Source organism: Oscillibacter sp. (assembly GCF_040505565.1).
Lineage (GTDB): Bacteria > Bacillota > Clostridia > Oscillospirales > Oscillospiraceae > Oscillibacter.
In genome coordinates this window covers 44,005-62,447 of the sequence record NZ_JBEUWZ010000018.1, presented here as the reverse complement: position 1 = coordinate 62,447, position 18,443 = coordinate 44,005, and the positions used below count along the sequence as shown (strand labels likewise).

The 18,443-nt window shown below is 58.4% G+C and carries 15 protein-coding genes; 3 read left to right on the top strand and 12 right to left on the bottom strand.

Annotation, left to right across the window (positions count from 1 at the left end; translation table 11 throughout):
- Nucleotides 1–117 precede the first annotated feature (117 nt).
- On the top strand, nucleotides 118–1,524 hold the full coding sequence (locus ABWQ15_RS09965) for an alanine/glycine:cation symporter family protein (protein WP_353908625.1): 1,407 nt from the start codon (nucleotides 118–120) through the stop codon (nucleotides 1,522–1,524).
- A 173-nt stretch (nucleotides 1,525–1,697) separates the two neighbouring features.
- Here ABWQ15_RS09965 and ABWQ15_RS09960 read toward each other — a convergent pair whose 3' ends face one another.
- The 10 genes from ABWQ15_RS09960 to ABWQ15_RS09915 form a co-directional block, all read right to left on the bottom strand.
- Nucleotides 1,698–2,567, bottom strand: a complete 870-nt coding sequence (locus tag ABWQ15_RS09960; RefSeq protein ID WP_353908624.1) for a hypothetical protein — start codon at nucleotides 2,565–2,567, stop codon at nucleotides 1,698–1,700.
- Between the two features lie 221 nt (nucleotides 2,568–2,788).
- Complete coding sequence (locus tag ABWQ15_RS09955) at nucleotides 2,789–4,033, bottom strand: peptidoglycan-binding protein (protein ID WP_353908623.1); 1,245 nt, start codon at nucleotides 4,031–4,033, stop codon at nucleotides 2,789–2,791.
- A gap of 219 nt (nucleotides 4,034–4,252) precedes the next feature.
- The gene (locus ABWQ15_RS09950; protein WP_353908622.1) at nucleotides 4,253–5,074 is read right to left on the bottom strand and encodes a putative hydro-lyase; all 822 of its coding nucleotides are present in this window, start codon (nucleotides 5,072–5,074) and stop codon (nucleotides 4,253–4,255) included.
- Nucleotides 5,075–5,148: 74 nt separating this feature from the next.
- The gene (locus ABWQ15_RS09945) at nucleotides 5,149–6,093 is read right to left on the bottom strand and encodes a 5-oxoprolinase subunit C family protein (protein ID WP_353908621.1); all 945 of its coding nucleotides are present in this window, start codon (nucleotides 6,091–6,093) and stop codon (nucleotides 5,149–5,151) included.
- Nucleotides 6,090–6,827 carry a 5-oxoprolinase subunit PxpB gene (gene pxpB / locus ABWQ15_RS09940; RefSeq protein WP_353908620.1) on the bottom strand — a complete coding sequence of 246 codons (738 nt, stop codon included), beginning with the start codon at nucleotides 6,825–6,827 and terminating at the stop codon, nucleotides 6,090–6,092. The genes ABWQ15_RS09945 and pxpB overlap by 4 nt, the downstream gene beginning before the upstream one ends.
- A 60-nt stretch (nucleotides 6,828–6,887) precedes the next feature.
- Nucleotides 6,888–8,120: an NRAMP family divalent metal transporter gene (locus tag ABWQ15_RS09935; protein WP_353908619.1), complete on the bottom strand. Its 1,233-nt coding sequence runs from the start codon at nucleotides 8,118–8,120 to the stop codon at nucleotides 6,888–6,890.
- Nucleotides 8,121–8,160: 40 nt separating this feature from the next.
- Nucleotides 8,161–8,928 carry a LamB/YcsF family protein gene (locus ABWQ15_RS09930; RefSeq protein ID WP_353908618.1) on the bottom strand — a complete coding sequence of 256 codons (768 nt, stop codon included), beginning with the start codon at nucleotides 8,926–8,928 and terminating at the stop codon, nucleotides 8,161–8,163.
- Nucleotides 8,929–9,197: 269 nt separating this feature from the next.
- On the bottom strand, nucleotides 9,198–10,550 hold the full coding sequence (locus ABWQ15_RS09925) for a sigma-54-dependent transcriptional regulator (RefSeq protein ID WP_353908617.1): 1,353 nt from the start codon (nucleotides 10,548–10,550) through the stop codon (nucleotides 9,198–9,200).
- Nucleotides 10,547–12,226 carry a sensor histidine kinase gene (locus ABWQ15_RS09920; RefSeq protein WP_353908616.1) on the bottom strand — a complete coding sequence of 560 codons (1,680 nt, stop codon included), beginning with the start codon at nucleotides 12,224–12,226 and terminating at the stop codon, nucleotides 10,547–10,549. Before ABWQ15_RS09920 ends, ABWQ15_RS09925 begins: the two co-directional genes overlap by 4 nt.
- Nucleotides 12,223–13,683, bottom strand: coding sequence for a sodium:solute symporter family protein (locus ABWQ15_RS09915; RefSeq protein ID WP_353908615.1), 1,461 nt, complete (start codon nucleotides 13,681–13,683; stop codon nucleotides 12,223–12,225). Before ABWQ15_RS09915 ends, ABWQ15_RS09920 begins: the two co-directional genes overlap by 4 nt.
- Nucleotides 13,684–13,871: 188 nt before the next feature.
- Here ABWQ15_RS09915 and rpoN point away from each other — a divergent pair, with 188 nt between their 5' ends.
- Complete coding sequence (gene rpoN, locus ABWQ15_RS09910; protein WP_353908614.1) at nucleotides 13,872–15,215, top strand: RNA polymerase factor sigma-54; 1,344 nt, start codon at nucleotides 13,872–13,874, stop codon at nucleotides 15,213–15,215.
- A 137-nt stretch (nucleotides 15,216–15,352) separates the two neighbouring features.
- Here the strand turns inward: rpoN and ABWQ15_RS09905 are convergent, their stop codons facing one another.
- Together ABWQ15_RS09905 and ABWQ15_RS09900 are read right to left on the bottom strand one after the other, a co-directional pair.
- Nucleotides 15,353–15,820 carry an HAD family hydrolase gene (locus ABWQ15_RS09905; protein ID WP_353908613.1) on the bottom strand — a complete coding sequence of 156 codons (468 nt, stop codon included), beginning with the start codon at nucleotides 15,818–15,820 and terminating at the stop codon, nucleotides 15,353–15,355.
- Between the two features lie 149 nt (nucleotides 15,821–15,969).
- Nucleotides 15,970–16,557, bottom strand: coding sequence for an FMN-dependent NADH-azoreductase (locus tag ABWQ15_RS09900; RefSeq protein WP_353908612.1), 588 nt, complete (start codon nucleotides 16,555–16,557; stop codon nucleotides 15,970–15,972).
- A gap of 452 nt (nucleotides 16,558–17,009) precedes the next feature.
- On the opposite strand from ABWQ15_RS09900, the gene glnA reads away from it, so the two are divergent.
- Nucleotides 17,010–18,341: a type I glutamate--ammonia ligase gene (glnA, locus tag ABWQ15_RS09895; protein ID WP_353908611.1), complete on the top strand. Its 1,332-nt coding sequence runs from the start codon at nucleotides 17,010–17,012 to the stop codon at nucleotides 18,339–18,341.
- Nucleotides 18,342–18,443: the final 102 nt, after the last annotated feature.

Genomic DNA, 18,443 nt, shown 5'->3' with positions numbered 1-18,443 from the left:
TAACGCAAGGGCAGAGGAGGTGTACCATGGAAAAAGTTTCCGCCCAGCTGTGACCTGTACACAGCAAGGCGCTAAAGCTCCCGGTTATTTTAAAAGAAGAAAGTGAGAGCGTAAAAGATGGTAATGACAATTCTGGATGGACTGGACAGCCTTTTGTACTACCCGGTACTGATTGTTGTCCTTCTGGCAGCCGGTCTGTATTTCTCCGCGCGCACCGGCTTTGTGCAGCTGCGGCTGTTCCCCGAGTCGATCCGCGTCGTGACGGAAAAGCCCTCCTCCGAGGGAAAGATCTCCTCGTTTCAGGCGCTGATGGTCTCCACCGCCTCCCGCGTGGGTACCGGAAACATCGTGGGCGTTTCCACCGCCGTATGTCTCGGCGGCTACGGCGCGGTATTTTGGATGTGGCTGATCGCCATCATCGGCGGCGCCTCCGCGTTTGTGGAGAGCACGCTGGCACAGGTGTATAAGCGCCGGGACAAAAACGGTGACAGCTATGGCGGCCCCGCCTACTACATTGAGACCGCCCTGCATAACCGCGGCCTTGCCGTGTTATTCTCCGTATGTCTGATCTTTACCTACGCGGTGGGCTTCAACATGCTGGCATCCTATAACCTGCAATCCACCTTTTCTGTATATAGCTTCTATGACGCCAAGGTCTCTCCGTGGATCATTGGCGCGATCCTGGCGATTCTCGTGGGCTGGTGCATTCTGGGCGGCGGCCGCCGCGTGGTCAAGGCCACCAGCGCCATCGTCCCTATCATGGGCGTGATGTACATAGTCGTTTCGCTGGTCGTGCTGTTCTCCCATATCAGCCTGATCCCCGCCGTGTTCGGCAAGATTTTCAGCGATGCCTTTGATTTTCAGGCAATCTTTTCCGGCATCGCCGGTTCCTGCATGATGTATGGCATCAAGCGCGGACTGTACTCCAACGAGGCGGGCGTTGGCTCCGCCCCCAACGCCGCGGCGGCAGCCGACGTCTCTCACCCGGTCAAGCAGGGTCTGGTTCAGGTTTTGTCCGTGTTCATCGACACAATCCTGATCTGCAGCGCCACCGCTCTGATGTGCCTGTGCTCCGGCGTGGAGCCCACCGCGGAGATCGCCGGCGCCCCCTATGTGCAGGAGTCTGTCAAAACCATCATGGGTAGTTTCGGTCCCGTGTTCGTCACTGTGGCAATGGTCCTCTTTGCGTTTACCACGCTGCTGGGCAACCTCTTCTATGTGGATAACTGCCTGACCTTCATCCACCGCAAGACGCCCAGCAAGGGTTTTATGCTGGGCTTCCGTCTGGTCTGCGCGGCGGTAATTCTGGTGGGCGCGGCGCTGCCTATGGCCGCCGCGTGGGACATTGCAGATATCATGATGGCCATTATGTGCCTCATTAACCTCCCCGCGTGCGTGGTTTTGAGCAACGTGGCGGTAAAAGCCTGCCGCGACTATATCACGCAGAAAAAAGCGGGCAAGAACCCCGTCTTCCATGCTGCCGATATTGGCATGGATGTAAGTCAGTTGGACTACTGGAAGTGATCCGTCTTTCCGCGCACTGACAAATATTTTTAGCAGGACGGCATGACTTTCGTCATGCCGTCCTCAGTCTCTCGAGAAACCAGGATCGATGGAAAAGCCTCGGGTTTTTTACAACAAGCTGAGTACCCATAGCGGCCTTTAGACCGCTATGGGTACTACAAATTTACGAGGCCTTATAAATTCTCCTGAAGAAGATAGATCCCTACGGTTTTATCCGACTTGGAGCCGACGTCGTGGATGACAGAAAGGAAAAAATCCTTGTATGGAAACCTCGCGTCACCATTGCTGTCACTGATGGGATCGCCGAAGACCTTCTTAAAAGAATCCAGACTGTCACCCATGTGAACTCCATTCAAGTCGATTGCATCTGTCATAATAAATACCTGAGCCACCTTGGTATAGGTCGCATTGTCGAACCACACGCGTATTCCGGCTTTTTCAAAGCCCAGACCGCCTTCATCCACATCAACCGGGGTTTCATCCCCCATTGCCGCGATTAGTTCATCCCGCTTCATGCCCAGCAGGCCGCTCAGCGTTTCAAAGCTGAGGGTGTCCGCTTCAACAGGATCGGATAGGCCGCTGATTTTCAGCGCGCCGTCGACCTCCTCAAAGGTAAGGTCCTGCTGATAGCTTCCTGCGCTCCCGGCAGAGGAGGCATACTCCAGGGTTACCCGCGCGCCGGCGTCCGTTTCCTGCGTGGAATACCGCTCCACCCAGGGACTGGAGGTTCCCGTCACCCAATTCAATCCGGAAAACTGATCGTGAACGCTTTTCTGAAGCGCAGAAGTCATCAGATCATACTGGGCTTTTCCATCCCGGTTTTTTACGGCTTCGGCCCACGTGTTGGCAATCTCAATCGTGCTGCTTTGGCTGGCAGGTTGGGATACGGTGGGTTGCACGGACCCATCTGCGGAACCATTGGGCGGTTTTGTTCCGCAGGCGCTCAATGTAATCATGGTTCCAACCGCCAGGGCTAACGGCAATACCCGTCCCCAGTAATGCGGCCTTTTCCAGTGTTTGAACTGTTCGAATTCGAATGCCATAAAAAATACCTCTTTCAAAATAGTACCGATTGCTTCGCAGATTAGGCCTTGCTTGATAGATTGACGATAATTTAGTACAAAATGTTTCCTCCACTTTCTGGTTTACTTGTAATTTTGGCTCCCGGCAAATAGAGCGCGGGAGCCACAGGGCCCCCGCGCTCTATTTGCTTGCAAAATTTGCATGATATCCGGCGCGCCGATGGTGACGATGCCCATTCGCCTCATGACAACTTGCTGACGGCGACATAAATGTCCGAGATGCGGTACCAAGTCGGGAAGTTGACCCGTCCCGTGACCGGAAGATCAAACGTCTGCTGAAATACGCTGACAGCCTTCGCCGTACTCTCTCCGTATGCGCCGTCCTCAGCTACCTTTGGAATCAGCGGATAGTTTTTGGAAATGGTGTTCAGTTGGTGCTGGATGGTCTGTACGGCGCTGCCGGTGGAGCCGACCTCCAGCGCGACGCCGGGGAACGACAGCGGAATCCCCTCTACTTTCTTTGCCTCTTGGAGTATGATCTCATAGCCGTAGAAGCTTTTCAGAATTTGAAGCGCGGGATATCCCTGATCGGCCAGGTCCTTCGACCCCCATTGACTCAGCCAGCCGTCCCGTTTGACCCGCACCCCGTCGCAATACTGGGTGAAAAGAGGCTGGACGATGTCCGGCTTGGTGATGTAGGTGGTGAATATCTCATCCACCACATCCGATATCTCCTTAAAAATCGTACGCCCATAATTAAACGACTGATCGTAGGCCGTGGAGTTTGTCACGGTAAAATCGTATCCCTTTCCCCGATACCACTCGGTATAGACTCGGTTGAGCGTGAAAGAGATAATCGCCAAAATATTGGCCTTCAACGATTCCTTCGGCCATGTGGTATAGATTTCGCTGCTGGCGACATTCTTGACGTAATCCGTGAAGCCCACGGTGACGTTGGCGGCTGATGCATCGTCCGGACGGCCCAGATGAACCACGACCAGCCCGGGCACTACCGGCTCCGGCAGAACGACCAGATTACTCGGAAAAGGCAGTTCCTTAATTGCGTCTTCGGGAATTTTGGGTGGAAAAATCCCCCACAGCGTGGGATAGGGAATCACAATTTCAGGGATCTGCGGCTTCAGGGACACATTCTGCACCGCGGTGCTCTGCGGATACATCTGAACGTTTTCAATAACCGCCTCCTGATAGTCCGGGAACGTGATCGTCAGATTGTATTGGTTAAACGGGCGCGGCAGGCCGCTTTGCATAGAGTATTCCAACGGCGGAGTTTCAAACGTCAGCTCCGGGGCTTTCCCCAGCGCATTTGTCCGGATTTCCTCCAAAACCTTCCCGGAATCAGGGTCAATCACCCGCACCGTCGCACCCTCGGCCGGCTTACCGATATCGTTCAGAAACGTATTGACCTGCAGCTGGCCGATGCCTCCCTGCGTATTTTCCACCGGCGCGGTATTGACCTGAATATTCATATAGAAGCTCTCCTCCCTAAAATGCTCTCCCCGATGAGCAGGAATGACACAAACAGACTCAGCTAGCCCCAGCCCACTGATACTTGGGCATTTACATATATGCCTTTTCCAAAGGGTTTATCACACGCGCCGCAGCCGCCTTTGTAGGGACGGCTGCAAATCAAAACGGAGCCGGGCGTCTGCCCGGCTCCGTTTTGATCTATTTGGATTTTGCAGGCATCACGTCCGCTTCTGCGTCTCCAGATAATCGTTCAGCTCCGAATTCTTCACGTCGGTGATAAACATGTGGCCCGGGGCGTGCGTGATGACGATGGGCGGCTTCGCGTTCTCCACCGCCGCCTGGGGCGTCACACCGCAGGGCCAGAACACCGGTATTTCTCCGGGCCGGATTTCCACGGGGTCTCCGTAGTCCGGCTTCATCACGTTCCGGATACCGATCTCCGCCGGGTCGCCCATGTGGACGGGCGCACCGTGGACATTGGGCATCTTCTCGGTGATGGCCTTGGCAATCTCGGCGTGCTCCGGCGTCATGGGACGCATGGAGCAGACCATGGGACCATAAAACGGCCCGGCCTGCGCCGTTGCGATATTGGTTTTGTACATGGGGACGTTGCAGCCCTGGGTAATGTGCCGCACCTCAATTCCGGCGGAGAGCAGTGCCTCCTCAAAGGAGAAGGAGCATCCGATCAAAAAGCCCACATAGCCCTCCTTCCAATAATCGGAGACATCGGTCAGTTCGTCGGTGAATACGCCGCGGCGATAGATGCGGTAGCGGGGAATGTCGGTGGTAATGTCGCCGCCCTCGCCCATGGCGTGGGTCTTGGGCGTACCCCCGATCACCTCCAGAACCGGGCAGGGAAACGGGTTGCGCCGCGTATACTCTTTGAAATCCGACGCGTAATCCGGCGGCAGGATCACAAGGTTGGCCTGCGCGTAGCCCCGGCACATGCCGGCGGTGGGGAAGTCAATCTCCCCCGCGCGGATCTTCATCCGCACCTCGGCGGGAGAGAGGTCGATATAGGGGGTAATGTCGAATGACACAGGTCGTCCTCCTTTTCCATAGCAGCACCGCATTGCGAACGCGGTGTTGCGCAATCCGATTTTTATTTGTGGGATCAGCCGTCCAGCACGTGCCGCAGCAGCCGCAGCGACGCCCGCTGGGCCAGCAGGGCCTCCTGCGCGGCGGACAGAGAGACCTTTTCAAAGCGGACTTTGTCCCCGCTTTTTAATTGGCCCAGAACGCGGAAGTCGGCGGAGATCACGTTGGCGATCTTGGTGTAGCCGCCGGTGGTCTGCCGGTCGGCGAGCATAACGATGGGCTGTCCTGAGGAGGGCACCTGAATTGCTCCGAAGGCGATGCCGTCCGAGATGATGTCGCCGGAGGTCTCATGGGCGATCTCCGGGCCTTCCAAACGGCAGCCCATCCGGTCGAACTCGGCGGTGACGGTGTAGACTCCGGTGAGGAACGTCTCGATTCCTGCGGCGGTAAAGGCATCGTTCTGGGGCCCAAGCACCACCCGAAGCGTATACTCCGTCCGTGCGCGGAATTCCGGCGCGATGGAGCGAGCCTCCAGCGCCTTTGGCTCCTTCCCCGACGCGCGGAGATTCAGAACGTCCTCTTTTTCCAGCTTTCGCCCCTTAAAGCCTCCGATCTTCGCCTTCATATAGGTGGAGCGGCTCCCCATGACCTCCGGAACGTCCATTCCGCCCGCCACGGCGATAAAAGCCCGGCAGCCGCATCTGGGTCCGGTGAAGCGCAGCACCTGTCCCGCCCTCACTCGGACGGCACGATAGTTATCCATGGAAACACCGTCCAGCGTGGGACCCAGATCCGCCCCGGCGATGGCGATGACGGCGGGTTCGTCAAACCGGAGCTGGGGACCCATCACCGTGCACTCCAGAACGGCCTCGCTTTCTTCATTTCCCACAAGAATATTGGCCACGGCGGCGGAGCGGGGGTCCACCGTGCCGGAAACCGGCACGCCGAACTGCTGATAGCCTATCCGGCCCTGGTCCTGAATCGTTGTCAGCATACCGGGATGCAAAACCGTGATACTCATTTTGCTCCCTCCTCTCTGGAGTGACGCTTACAGACATACATCCCGGCGGCCTCCTGCTCTGCTATACGATCATATTCCGCCCGGTCGATGGGATAAAACCGGATATACTGTCCGGCCTCCGGCAAAATGGGCTTCTCCCGCTCCGGGGCATACATCCGCACCGGTGTGCGGCCGATGAGCTGCCAGCCTCCCGGGGAGTCAATGGGATACACGCCGGTCTGCGCCCCCGCGATTCCCACGCTGCCGGCGGGAATTTTGACCCGGGGCGTTTTCAGCCGGGGCGTGGCAATGGTCTCGTCCATGCCGCCCAGATACGTAAATCCCGGGGTAAAGCCCAGCATATAGATGAGATACTCCGGGGCGCTGTGAATGGCGACGACTTCGTCCGCGGATCTGCCGCTGTGCTCCGCCACGAACGGGAGGTCCGGCCCCTCCTCCCCGCCGTACAGCACGGGAATCTCCAATACCTCGCTGGGGGGGATCCGCACCTTGTCGAGACTGCTGAGCAGTCCCTTCAGTTTCTTTTCCAGCGCAGCATAGCGGATAACGCCGGGATCATAGTGCACCATCAGGGAGCGATAGGTTGGCACGGTCTCAACGATTCCCGCAATGCCGCTGTCTTGCAGCGCGATATTGAACGCCCGAATGCGCCCGTTGATCGCCTCGCTGATCTCGTTGCCGAATTCCACCGTCACGGCGGTGTCGCCGGCATTTAAAAATCTGACTTCATCCATGTTTGTTCCTTTCCGTTGAGAGCGGCAGTGCCGCTCCCAACGTCAATGATACGCCTTCGATCAGGCGAAGAGCTTCAAAATGCCGGGAACGGCCTTTACACCGGCATAGAGGGAGATGCAGACCACGATTACACCCAACACGATCATCCAAGTGGGATGCTTGTAGTCATCGCCTACGATTTTTTTATTGCGGCACGCCAGCAGCATCACACCGAGGCTGACCGGCAGAATCAAGCCATTAAATGCACCCGCAATGATCAGCAGTTGGGCAGCGTTGCCAACCAGTACCATCATCAGCGTGGAGAAGGTGATAAAGCCCACCACGAACTGGCGCTCATACTTGGCAATGACGGGGTGCAGCGTCTTGAGGAAGGAGACGGAGGTGAACGCCGCGCCCACCACAGAGGAGACGCCGGCAGAGAACAGGCACAGGCCAAACAGCCGATAGCCCAGATTGCCGGCAGACAGGCGAAACGCCTCGGCGGCAGGGTTGGCGGCGTTGATAATGGAGTCGGCATTGGCGGCATTCCACTGGGTTCCGACCATGCAGGTACCCAGTACGGCCAGGAACAATAGGATACGCACGGTTCCGGAGGTTCCGCAGCCCTGCAGTACGCTCTTGCGCACATGGCTCACATTTTCGGGACCGGAAATACCCGCATCCAGCAGCCGGTGAGCGCCGGAGAAAGCGATGTAGCCGCCGCAGGAGCCGCCCAGCAAGGTGGTCAGAGCCACAAACATGGAGGGAATTTCATTGATCTTGGTCAGGCTGGACGCCACCACGCCCAGCGGGGGCTTAGAGATAATCGCCACCGCCAGCACAGTGATCAGAATGATGGCAGCCAGGATGGTGGCAACCTTATCCATGATGGTCTTGGCGTTTTTGTTGACAAAGATGATGATGCCAAGGCAGCCGGCAACCACGGCGCCCGCCTTTTCATTCAGGCCGAACATGGCGTTAAAGCCCAGCGCCACGCCGCCCACATTGCCCACGTTGAATGCCAAACCGCCGATTGCCACCAAAACGGCAAGCACGACGCCCAGGCCGGGCAGCACCTTGTTTGCCACGTCCTGCGCCCGCATCTTGGACACGCTGACGATGGACCAGATATTCATTTGCGCGGTAATATCCATCAGGATTGCCAGCAGGACAACGAGAATCAGCGCGGGGCCGTATTGTGCGGTAAACTTCGAGGTCTGGGTCAAAAAGCCGGGGCCGATGGCGGAGGTCGCCATCAGGAACGCTGCGCCCAGCAGAACGGATTTGCTCTTTTTTGTCTCACTTGTATTCATCAGATTCCCTCACTCAATTAAATTTGAAACTGGGCTGTGCTTACACAATGGCGGCAATGGGGGCGATCTTCACGCCCTGGGCCTCCAGCGCAGCCCGGATATTTTTCACGAATTCCACCGCGGAGGGATTGTCCCCGTGGACGCAGATGGAGTCGGCGCAGATCGTGACCTCCTCGCCGGTGATGGCGGTGACCTTCCCCTCCGTCACCATGCGGACCGTGCGGCGGATGGCCTCGTCCTTGTCGTGGATCACGGCACCGGGCAGCTTGCGGGGAACCAGAGAGCCGTCCGCCTGATAGGCACGGTCGGCAAATACCTCGCTGGCCACCCGCAAGCCCGCAGCGCGGCCCGCCTCAATCATTTTGCTTCCTGCAAGGCCCAGCAAAATCACGTCCTTGTCCACCTCCGCGATGCCCTCCGCGATAGCGGACGCCAGCTCCATATCCTTGCCCGCCATGTTATAGAGTGCGCCGTGTGGCTTCACATGCTGAAGCTTCACGCCCGCCGCAGCGGTGAACGCCATCAGGGCACCCATCTGATACTGGACATAGGCCTTGGCCTCCTTGGGCGAACACACCATGTTCCGCCGACCGAAGCCCATCAGATCCGGAAAGCCCGGATGTGCGCCGATGGCCACCCCCGCCTCTTTCGCCATGGCCACGGTCTGAGACATTACCAGCGGGTCCCCCGCATGATAGCCGCAGGCAACGTTGACGGAGGATACATGCCGGATTACTTCGCTATCCAGACCGATGGTATACGCGCCAAAGCTCTCTCCCAAGTCGCTGTTCAGATCCACCTGATTCATAATGCAAGCTCCTTCCTTTTTTCGCCCCGTGGGGCGCAATGCCAAATGTATCTGCTATATTCATAGCAAACCCCGTGCCAAACACCCCGAAAATCTACGGATATATGCAGTTGCTCCCTGTTCCGCGTCAATATTTTGTTTAACTTTACTGATTTTAGCTTTCCATTTTTTGCATTTTACACATTGATACTCTTTCAGTAAAAAACACGTCTGTATGGGGAATCCAATCGTTTCCCCATACAGACGTGCGATTTTGCACAATCTGGTGTTCAATTCTGCACGTCGTCATCTTCCAGCCGACGCTTCAGGGTAAACCGGCTGATGCCCAGCAGCTCCGCCGCGGCTGTGCCGTTTCCCCCGCACTGCGCCAGCGCCCGGCGGATATAAGCCCGCTGAAACGCCGCCGTCTCCGCCTCCAGGTCGATGGGGCCTTTGGAAAGGTCCTTCAGTCCCCCTCCGGAGATGGGCGCTCCGGCAGTCGGCTGAAGGGGCGCGCCCCGAAGGGTCCTGCCCTCGCAAAACAGCACTTCCCGCTCCAAAACGTTTCTCAGCTCCCGCACATTGCCCTTCCAGTAGTAGCGGCGCATCTCGTCCAGATAGGCCGGGTCGATGGCTTCGATCTCCTTGGAAAATTTCCGGTTGAAGTGGCGCAGGTAATAATCCGCGATGACGGCAATGTCCTCCACTCGCTCCCGCAGAGGCGGAATCAATATCTGCATGACGTTCAGGCGGTAAAACAGGTCCTCCCGGAACGTTCCTTTGGCGATCTCGTCCTCCAGACGGCGGTTGGTGGCCGCCACCACCCGCACATCCACAGGGATATCCGTGAGGCCGCCCACCCGCTTGAAGCAGCGGTCTTCCAAAAATGTCAGGAGCTTTGCCTGCATGGAAAGAGGCATTTCGCCAATCTCGTCGAGAAATACCGTACCGCCGTCCGCCAGCTCGAACAGGCCCTTTTTCGTTTTGACGGCCCCGGTAAACGCCCCCTTTTCATAGCCGAACAATTCCGCCTCCAGGAGGCTGTCCGGGATGGCGCTGCAATTGATCTTCACCATGGGGCCCGCCTGCCGGGCGGACGCATAGTGGATCATGTTCACCACTACCTCCTTACCGGTGCCGGTCTCTCCCCGGATCAGCAGGTCAACATTGTCGTTTTTCGCCAGCAGACGGATCTGGGACCGGATGGCCTCAGTTGCGGGACTGCTGCCGATCAGCTCCCGCTGCTTGCCCTTCACCGCCTTCAGGCTCCGGTCCTTTTTCAGTTCGTCCAGACTGCGGCGGATGGTGAGATTCAGCTCGTCCAGATCAAAGGGCTTTTGCACAAAGTCATAGGCTCCCCGTCGGATGGCCTCCACCGCCTGGGACACCGTCCCGTAAGCCGTGACCATGATGATGCGGACGTCCTCGTCCAGACGGCGGATGGCCTCGATATAATCGGTCCCCACGTCGCTGCCCAGACGGTTGTCAAGCAACACCACGTTTGGCCGTATCCGCTCCGCCGCCGCGAGTCCTTCGGTGATGTTCCCCGCCGTTTTCACCTCGTAGCCCAGATCCGACAGGCCCGCCTCCAGAGAAATGCGGATAAGACTTTCATCGTCGATGACCAATACCCGTTCCTTCATAACGTCTCCTTTTCGCCTGTATCCGCCCGGTGGAACCGCATTTCGATGCGGGTGCCGCCGCCGGGGCTGCTGCAGATTTTCATTTCGCCGCCGTTTTGCTCCAGCAGACGGCTGACGATGGCAAGGCCGTACCTCCCGGTGCCGCCGGAAGCAATGCCCTTTTCCACGGAGTGCAGCTTTTCGCCGTCCATCCCCGCACCGTCGTCCGTCACGGATAAAAGCACGCCCGCAGGCCCGCTCTCCGCCCGCAGCTCGATGTGCCCACCCGGACCCACGGCCTTTAGGCCGTTGCTCACAAGATTTACCAGAACCTGCTTCATCTCCGCCTCATCGGCATAGACGGCAAGGCCCGGCTCCGCCGCCGTTCTCATGGTAACGCCGTGATTTCCGGCAAGCTTTGAATAGAGCATCGCCACCTCGCCCAGAAGCGGTCTCAGCTCCACCATAGCTTTGTGGCTCTCCCGCTTACGGGAGAGGTTCAAAAGGCTCTCGATCAGCTCGTTGATGCGGTCCACCTCTTTGATGACGCTGGCGCACAGCGTCCGGTCCCGCTCCCTCTCCAGCCCCCGGCCCACCACCTGAATGGACGCGCGGATGCCCGCCAGAGGATTGCGGATCTCATGGGCCAGCATGGCCGCCAGCTTTCCAATGTAGGCCAGCTTCTCGCTCTCGCCTACCTTTTCCTCCATGATCTTGTCATAGGTTACATCGTCGATGGTGCAAAGGGTCCCGGGCTGCGTCTCAGGGCCGCCGCGCCGAAGCCGCCAGACGCCGATCTGATAGGCCCGCATGTCCCCCTGCCCGTTTTCCAGCCGAATGGCCTGGAGCGGAACACTGCCCTGGGTGAGATGGCGCTCCAGCACGAGCCGCAGCGTCTGTCCGGCAGCCGAAAAATTCTCATCCGCCAGCATGGCGCTTGCCCGGTCGTTGACGCACAGAACCTGCCCGTCTGCGCCATAGGCCACCACACCCAGGGGCAGATTTTCCACGATGCTCTCGTTCAGCGCTTTTTGCTCCGCCAGAGCCGCGTTGTACCGCCGCAGCTCCTCCAGCATCCTGCCGAACGCATCAGCCAGCTGTCGGGTTTCCGCGCTGCCCACATCCGTGGGAATCAGCTCCGGCGCCGCCTCTTGAGGCCGCTCTCCAATGGCGGCGCAGGCCGCCGCCAGCCGCCGCACCGGCTCCGAAATGCCGTAGGACACGAAAACGCCCACCTGAATGGTAACAATCAGCAGGGCAATGGTGGCAAGTATCGCGTATTTTTGTTCCTCCACCAGGCTGCTTTGAAACTCCGTCGGATCCAGAGTATAGCAGAGCCGCCAACCAAAATGATTGTCGCTCCGCTCCGCCAGAATACTCCCCTCGTCCACCAGAGCGGCCCCCTGTTCCGTCCCCAGCAGACGGGCGCCCTGTCCGTCGAGGATGACGAGGCCGCTGTTCTCAAGCGCCGCGCAGCCAGCCAGGATGGCGTCCTGACCCACGTCGTCCCCAAACTGGCGGATGTCCCAGCTGATATAGGCCAGCAGTTCCTCCCCCTTGCCCCGCTCCTGCGTCAGCTTGTTTTGATAGCCCTCCCGGAGCATCAGAAATCCGAAGCACAGCACGGAGAGAACACAGATGCCCACAACGGCCATAAGAATTTTATTCTCTATGGTCAGCGACCGTCTCCGCTTCATGCCGCCGCCTCCTTTTTCCGGCTCAGCACCGATCCCAGCCACAGCGCCGCGGCGGAAATCAGCGTTCCCGGCAGGGCGGGATGCAGGGGAAGCGCTCCCCGATAGTAAAGGGGATAAAACACCGCCAGCGCCGCAAGGCCGGAGCCCAGCGCGGCATATACTCCGGTCCGCGTGGTACCTTTCCACAGAAGTGTTCCAAACACCGGGGCCAGCAGCGTCACGCTGAATACGCCCCAGACATCCCCGCCATAAGTCAGAAGGGACGCCGGCGGTGACAGGGCCAGCAGCAGCGACAGCGTTCCCCCCGCCATCACCGCCCCCCGGCTTAAATTGACCAGGGTGCTCTCCTTCAGCGGTTTGGGCCACAACGCCCCCACGATATCGCAGGAGCAGCTGGACGCGATCAACAGCAGCTGAGAATTGGCAGTGGAGACGCACGCGCCGATAATGGCAAAGAGCAAAAAGCCGCTCCAGCCGCTATACAGATCGTTATTGAGGATATAGGTAAAGATTTCGTCGGTGGATAAGGATGCGTTCACCGTGGGGATCAGCACCCGCATACCAAGGCCGATGCTGCTCAGGGTAAAGTAGATCCCCGCCAGCAGCCCCAGAGAGATCCAGATCATCCGTCTGGCGGAACGGGAGTCCCGGGAGGCCAGAATCCGCACGGCGTACTGCGGGTTCACCGCAAGGCCCAGTCCCCAACCGAAAAACATGCTGATGCTCATAAGGGGCGCAAAGTCACCCTGCCCGAAGGGCCTGAGAAGATCGCCAGCCTCCGTTGCATACTCCATGCCCGCGTGGGCATATCCCGTCACCTCCGCCGCGCCGGAGTAGATACCGCCAAAGCTTCCCACCCTGGCCACGACGATCACCAGCAGAACGCCCAGACCCACAATCATCAAAATCAGGTTGAACACGTCGCTGCGGGTCACCGACTGGTAGCCGCCGAAGGAAGTATACAAAATAAAAAGGTATACGAGCAGAATCGCAACACTGTACGGAATCCCGAACAGTGTTGACGCCACAATGCCGAAGCCCTTGATCTGGATCACCAGATACAGCACGTACACAGCCGCCAGCAACGCTCCGTAAGCGGCCTGAAGTCCCCTGGACCCGTATCGGACGCGAAACAGCTCCGGCACTGTGGTAACCCCTGCGGCGTACAGCCGCCCGCTGATCAGCACGATCAGCAGCGCGCCCAAAAACCAGGGCACCACGCTGAACGTCAGCGCGGACAGCCCGCTCTCATACACGGACCCGGTGAGACTGAGGATACTGGCGGCGGAGACCCACGTTCCAACGAAGGTACACACACACCGCCACAGGGGTAGCCGACGGTCGCACATGAAAAATTTGCTGACGCTGTCACTGTCCCGCAGACTGCTTTTGCCGATAACCAGCAGGATGGCGGAATAGACCGCAAAATAGATGAGATAGAGCAGAGTTTTGTTCATAGCAGATTTTCCCCTCCATGCGCCTGCGGCGGCTTTCCTTTTTACCGCACATCATCCTATCATACCCCGCCGGATTTGAAAACCCCCGACGCCGGACTTCCATTAACGGAGCGAAAACATTTCCTCTTTTATTCGACACAAAATATGCTATAATAAGAAAAATAACACTCACAGCAAGGAGGAAAGCCATGGCTTTTCAGCAGCGATTGGAACAGGTGCAAAAGCAGGTCATGACACAGGCGATGTTGCAGTCTCTGCACTGTTTGCAGATGCCCTCCGTAGAGCTGCTGGAATTTCTTCAGGAGGCCGCTTTGTCCAACCCTCTTCTGGAGGTAGAGGACGCGCCCCACGACGGTCCGCTGCCGGAGGCAATGGAACCGGCTCCCGTCACAGATGTTCCCATCGAACGGCGCGAGCAGTTGATCTGGGACGGGAGCGGCGCGGAATCGGATTTCACATCCAGCCTGTCCCGACCCCAAACCTTCAGCGAATATTTGACCGCCCAGTTGGGGCAGTCTGCGCCGCTGGACGGGCGGATGCTGTTTCTGTGCGGCTACCTGGTGGGATGTCTCAATTCCGCCGGGTATTTGGATTGTGAACTCTCGGAGCTTGCGGAGGAGCTGAACGTCCCCGCATCGGAGTTGGAACAGGCGCTCTTTGCGGTACAGGCGCTGGACCCGCCGGGTGTGGGCGCCCGGAGTCTGTCCGAATGTCTGCTGCTCCAGCTGGCCCAGGGGAAAGAATTTACCGAGGTGAACATTCACCTCATTCGCTTCGGTCTCCCACTCCTGGCGGACAACGACTATGCGGGCCTTGCCCGGCTGCTGTCCGTTCGTCCGGCGGAGGCCCGGCGGGCCGGCGATGTAATTCGCGCCCTGAATCCCATCCCCTCCCGGGGATTCAGCTCCGAGCATACTGCGGCAATGATTGCTCCGGAGGCCGTGATCCGCCGAACGGGCGGCGGACTGGTCATTGAGATGAACGAGGGACTCATCCCCCGCGTCTCCCTAAACCGAGAATACTGCGCCCTGGTAGGCGATCCCGGCTGTCAGGAGGCCCAGCTTTATTTGAAGGAAAAGCTGACTGAGGCAAAAAGCCTTGTGAGCAATCTGGAAAACCGACACGAAACCCTGTTTCGCCTTCTCTCAGCCCTCGTTCATTGCCAGGAGGGCTACTTCCTCCGCCGGGAGGACCTGCTGCCCATGACGATGGGACAGATGGCGGAGCAGCTTTCGCTGAACGTCTCCACCGTCAGCCGGGCGGTGAAGGATAAATACATTCAGTTCGACGGCCGGGTCTTTCCCCTGCGGGTGCTGTTTTCCGCCGCGCTCCCTACGGGCGGTTCCGCCGAGGCGGCCCGCCGCCAGCTCCGCCGCTTTGTGGAGGCCGAGCCCCCGGAGCATCCTCTCTCCGACGAGGCTCTGTCTCAGGCGCTGGCCGGAGTTGGATTCTCGCTGTCGCGCCGCACTGTGGCGAAATACCGGGGCGAATTGTCCATTCCCCCGGCCGCTCAGCGCCGCCGAAAAGCATAGCGCTCCGTGAAAGTCAATTTTCAAAACGGGTTCAGGCCCTCCCCGTGGGGAGGGCCTGAACCCGTTTCCAGCAGCAGGCAGAGGCTTCTCTTGCTGTGTACTGCTCAAGTTGTTTTCCGGATTTAGATACAGCCTCTTCAAGTTCGCAGGGTCGCCCGCAGGCGGTCCGGCTTCAGCAGCAGGTCCAGCGCATCGGCGGCGCTGGCCACGGCTACGTCCGCGTGGGTCAGGAGTTCGGCGCAAAGGCCCTCTCCCTCCAACACGGCGACAGAAAGATCCGCCGCGTCAAACATCTGAATGTCGTTAAAGCCGTTTCCAAAACACACTTTGCCTCCCACAAGCGCTTTCACAATGCGTTCCTTGCACAGCGCCGCGCCCTCCCGGGGGAAGGTTTCCACCTCCACGCCCAAGGGACGGCACTCCGCAGCCACCGTGCCGTAGGTATCGGCGGTGAGAACATGGATGGTCAGTTGTTCCTTCAATTGCGGAATGCGGCGGCGCACGCTCTCCAGCAAAGCGCCGTCCACGGCAACGGTCCCGTTGTAATCCAGAACCAGATGGTCCAGCTTCAAAGCTGGACGGCCGGGGATTTCAATGGTCAGCATAAGCAGTCCTCCATGATCGGCATCGTCCGGTCAGCCGAGGCTGCCGGAGAGAGATTCTTTGTCTCCTCCGAAAAGTCCCACGGACTTTTTCGGAGGCCTTTGTGCGTCCCGGCTTTGCCGTCCGGAACGTCCTTTTCAGTTTCGGAGCTTTACAGGGTCTGCGCCAGCGCGGCCGCGCGGGTACAGGCGTCCGCCACAAGGGCTTCCACGTCCGCACCGTCCAGATCCAGGCCGTCTGCCGCTACGCAGTCCAGTTCTCCAAACCCAAAAAATACTCGGATGGCCTGAAGATAAGGCATGGCCTGCTCCATGGGGTCACCGGGCGCATACGCAGCGCCGCGGGTGGTGAGAAACACGCACCGCTCCGCCGTGCACAGGCCCTTCAAGCCCTTCTCCGTACTGCGGAAGGTAATGCCTTCCACCGACACGTTCTCAATATAAATCTTCAGCAGGGACGGAAAGCTCATGTCCCAAAACGGCGCGGCAATCACCACAAGATCCGCCGCCGCAAGCTGCCGCGCCCGGTCGAACCGGGAGTCGTCGGTCTTTCCGGCCTGAAGCAGAGCCTCCCGCCCGGCAAAAAATTCCCCGCTGAGAGGACGCAGGTCCTCCAACATCAGATTTACCGTCGTGACCTTCCATGTTTTCGGCAGCGCGGCAAAAAACGCCTCGGCCAGTTTCCTTGTGCGGGACTGTCTGCCCCGGATGCAGCAGTCGATATACAATGCCTGTTTCATAAAACTCTTCCTCCTGTTTCTCCGTTCATTTCGCCCCTGAAAAGGCGGAAGCACTCCGCTTTGGGAGGTTTTTCCTCATAATTGTTATAGTATACGGCCCCAGGGAACCAACGTCAAGCGCACAGTCCATTGCGCTCCCGCTTGTGCGTCCTATGGAAATAAATGTTTTTCATACGAAAACGGTTTCAGGGGGTATGTAAATTGCACAAAGTTTTTTTGTGGAAACTGCCGGTTTTAGAGAAAGCCATGAAATCCGCCCGTCCGCCGGACCGAATCCCTGAAAAGCGTTGACAACACGGCCTTTCAACGCTATAATTTCACGCAAGAGAGCGCAACGGAGCCCCCTCGAAGGTTTCGTCGCGCCCTTTTTTTACCTATCGCTTTATTACGTTATTGTGTAAAACTAAGCGGAATAATAAATCACAGGCTTCCAGCCGAAAGGAGACTGTTATATGAGCAAGTACAACAAGGAAGACATCCTCCGCATGGTACAGGATGAGGACATTCAATTCATTCGGATGCAGTTCACAGACATCTTTGGGCAGATGAAAAACGTGGCCATCTCCGCCTCGCAGATCGAACGGGCGCTGAACAATCAAATCATGCTGGACGGCAGCTCCATTGAGGGCTTCGTCCGCATTGAGGAGTCCGACCAGTACCTGTGGCCGGATCTGGACACCTTCGCGGTGCTGCCCTGGCGGCCCCAATACGGGAAGGTGGCCCGGCTGATCTGCGACGTCTACAACCCGGATGGCGCACCCTTCCTGGGCGACCCGCGAAATGTGCTGAAACGGGCGGTAAAGCGGGCGTCGGATTTGGGTTTCACCTTCAATGTGGGGCCGGAGGTGGAATTTTTCCTGTTTCAGACCGATGATGAAGGCAACCCCACCACCGCCACCGCCGATCAGGCGGGGTACTTCGATCTGGGGCCTCTGGACCACGGCGAAGGGACCCGCCGGGAGATCTGCCTGACTCTTGAGGAAATGGGCTTTGAAATTGAGGCCAGCCACCACGAGGTCTCCGCCGGGCAGCATGAGATTGACATAAAATACGTCGATGCTCTGAAAGCCGCCGATAATATCATGACTTTCAAGCTGGCTGTAAAAACCCTGGCCCAGAAAAATGGCCTCCACGCTACCTTCATGCCAAAGCCTGTTTTCGGTGCGGCAGGTAACGGAATGCACGTGAACATGTCGCTGTTTCAGGACGGGAAGAATACCTTTTATGATGAATCCGACCCCAGGAAGCTCTCTCCCCTGGCCTACAGCTTTATCGCCGGTCTTCTGGAGCACGCGCAGGGCTTTTGTGCGGTGACCAATCCACTGGTGAACTCCTATAAGCGGCTGGTGTCGGGATACGAGGCCCCCAGCTGCCTTGCTTGGTCGTCCTCCAATCGTTCCGCGCTCATTCGCATTCCGGCCCCCCGTGGGCAGGATACACGGGTGGAGCTGCGCAGCCCCGACCCCGCATGCAATCCGTATCTGGCCTTTGCCGCGTGTCTAGCGGCGGGACTGGACGGAATTGAGCGGAAATTGACGCCACCCGAAGAAACTGTGGAAAACCTTTACACCATGGACGTGGAAAGTCTCCGCAGACACGGCATCGCCAGTCTGCCCGATACGCTGGAGACCGCGATCTTCGCACTGGAGGCGGACCGCGTCATCACCGACGCCCTGGGTCCCCACGTCACCGGGCAATACGTCACCGGCAAGCTGCGGGAGTGGGACGAATACCGCTCGCAGGTCACACCCTGGGAGCTGGGGAAGTATCTGGTCACGTATTGACATCTCCCACAGTCCGCATTTAAGGCAGAAGGAGCGTTACAACCGCACTTTTTCAACCATCCCGCCGGGTTGCGGGCAGGCGCACGACGGTGTTGATTTCCC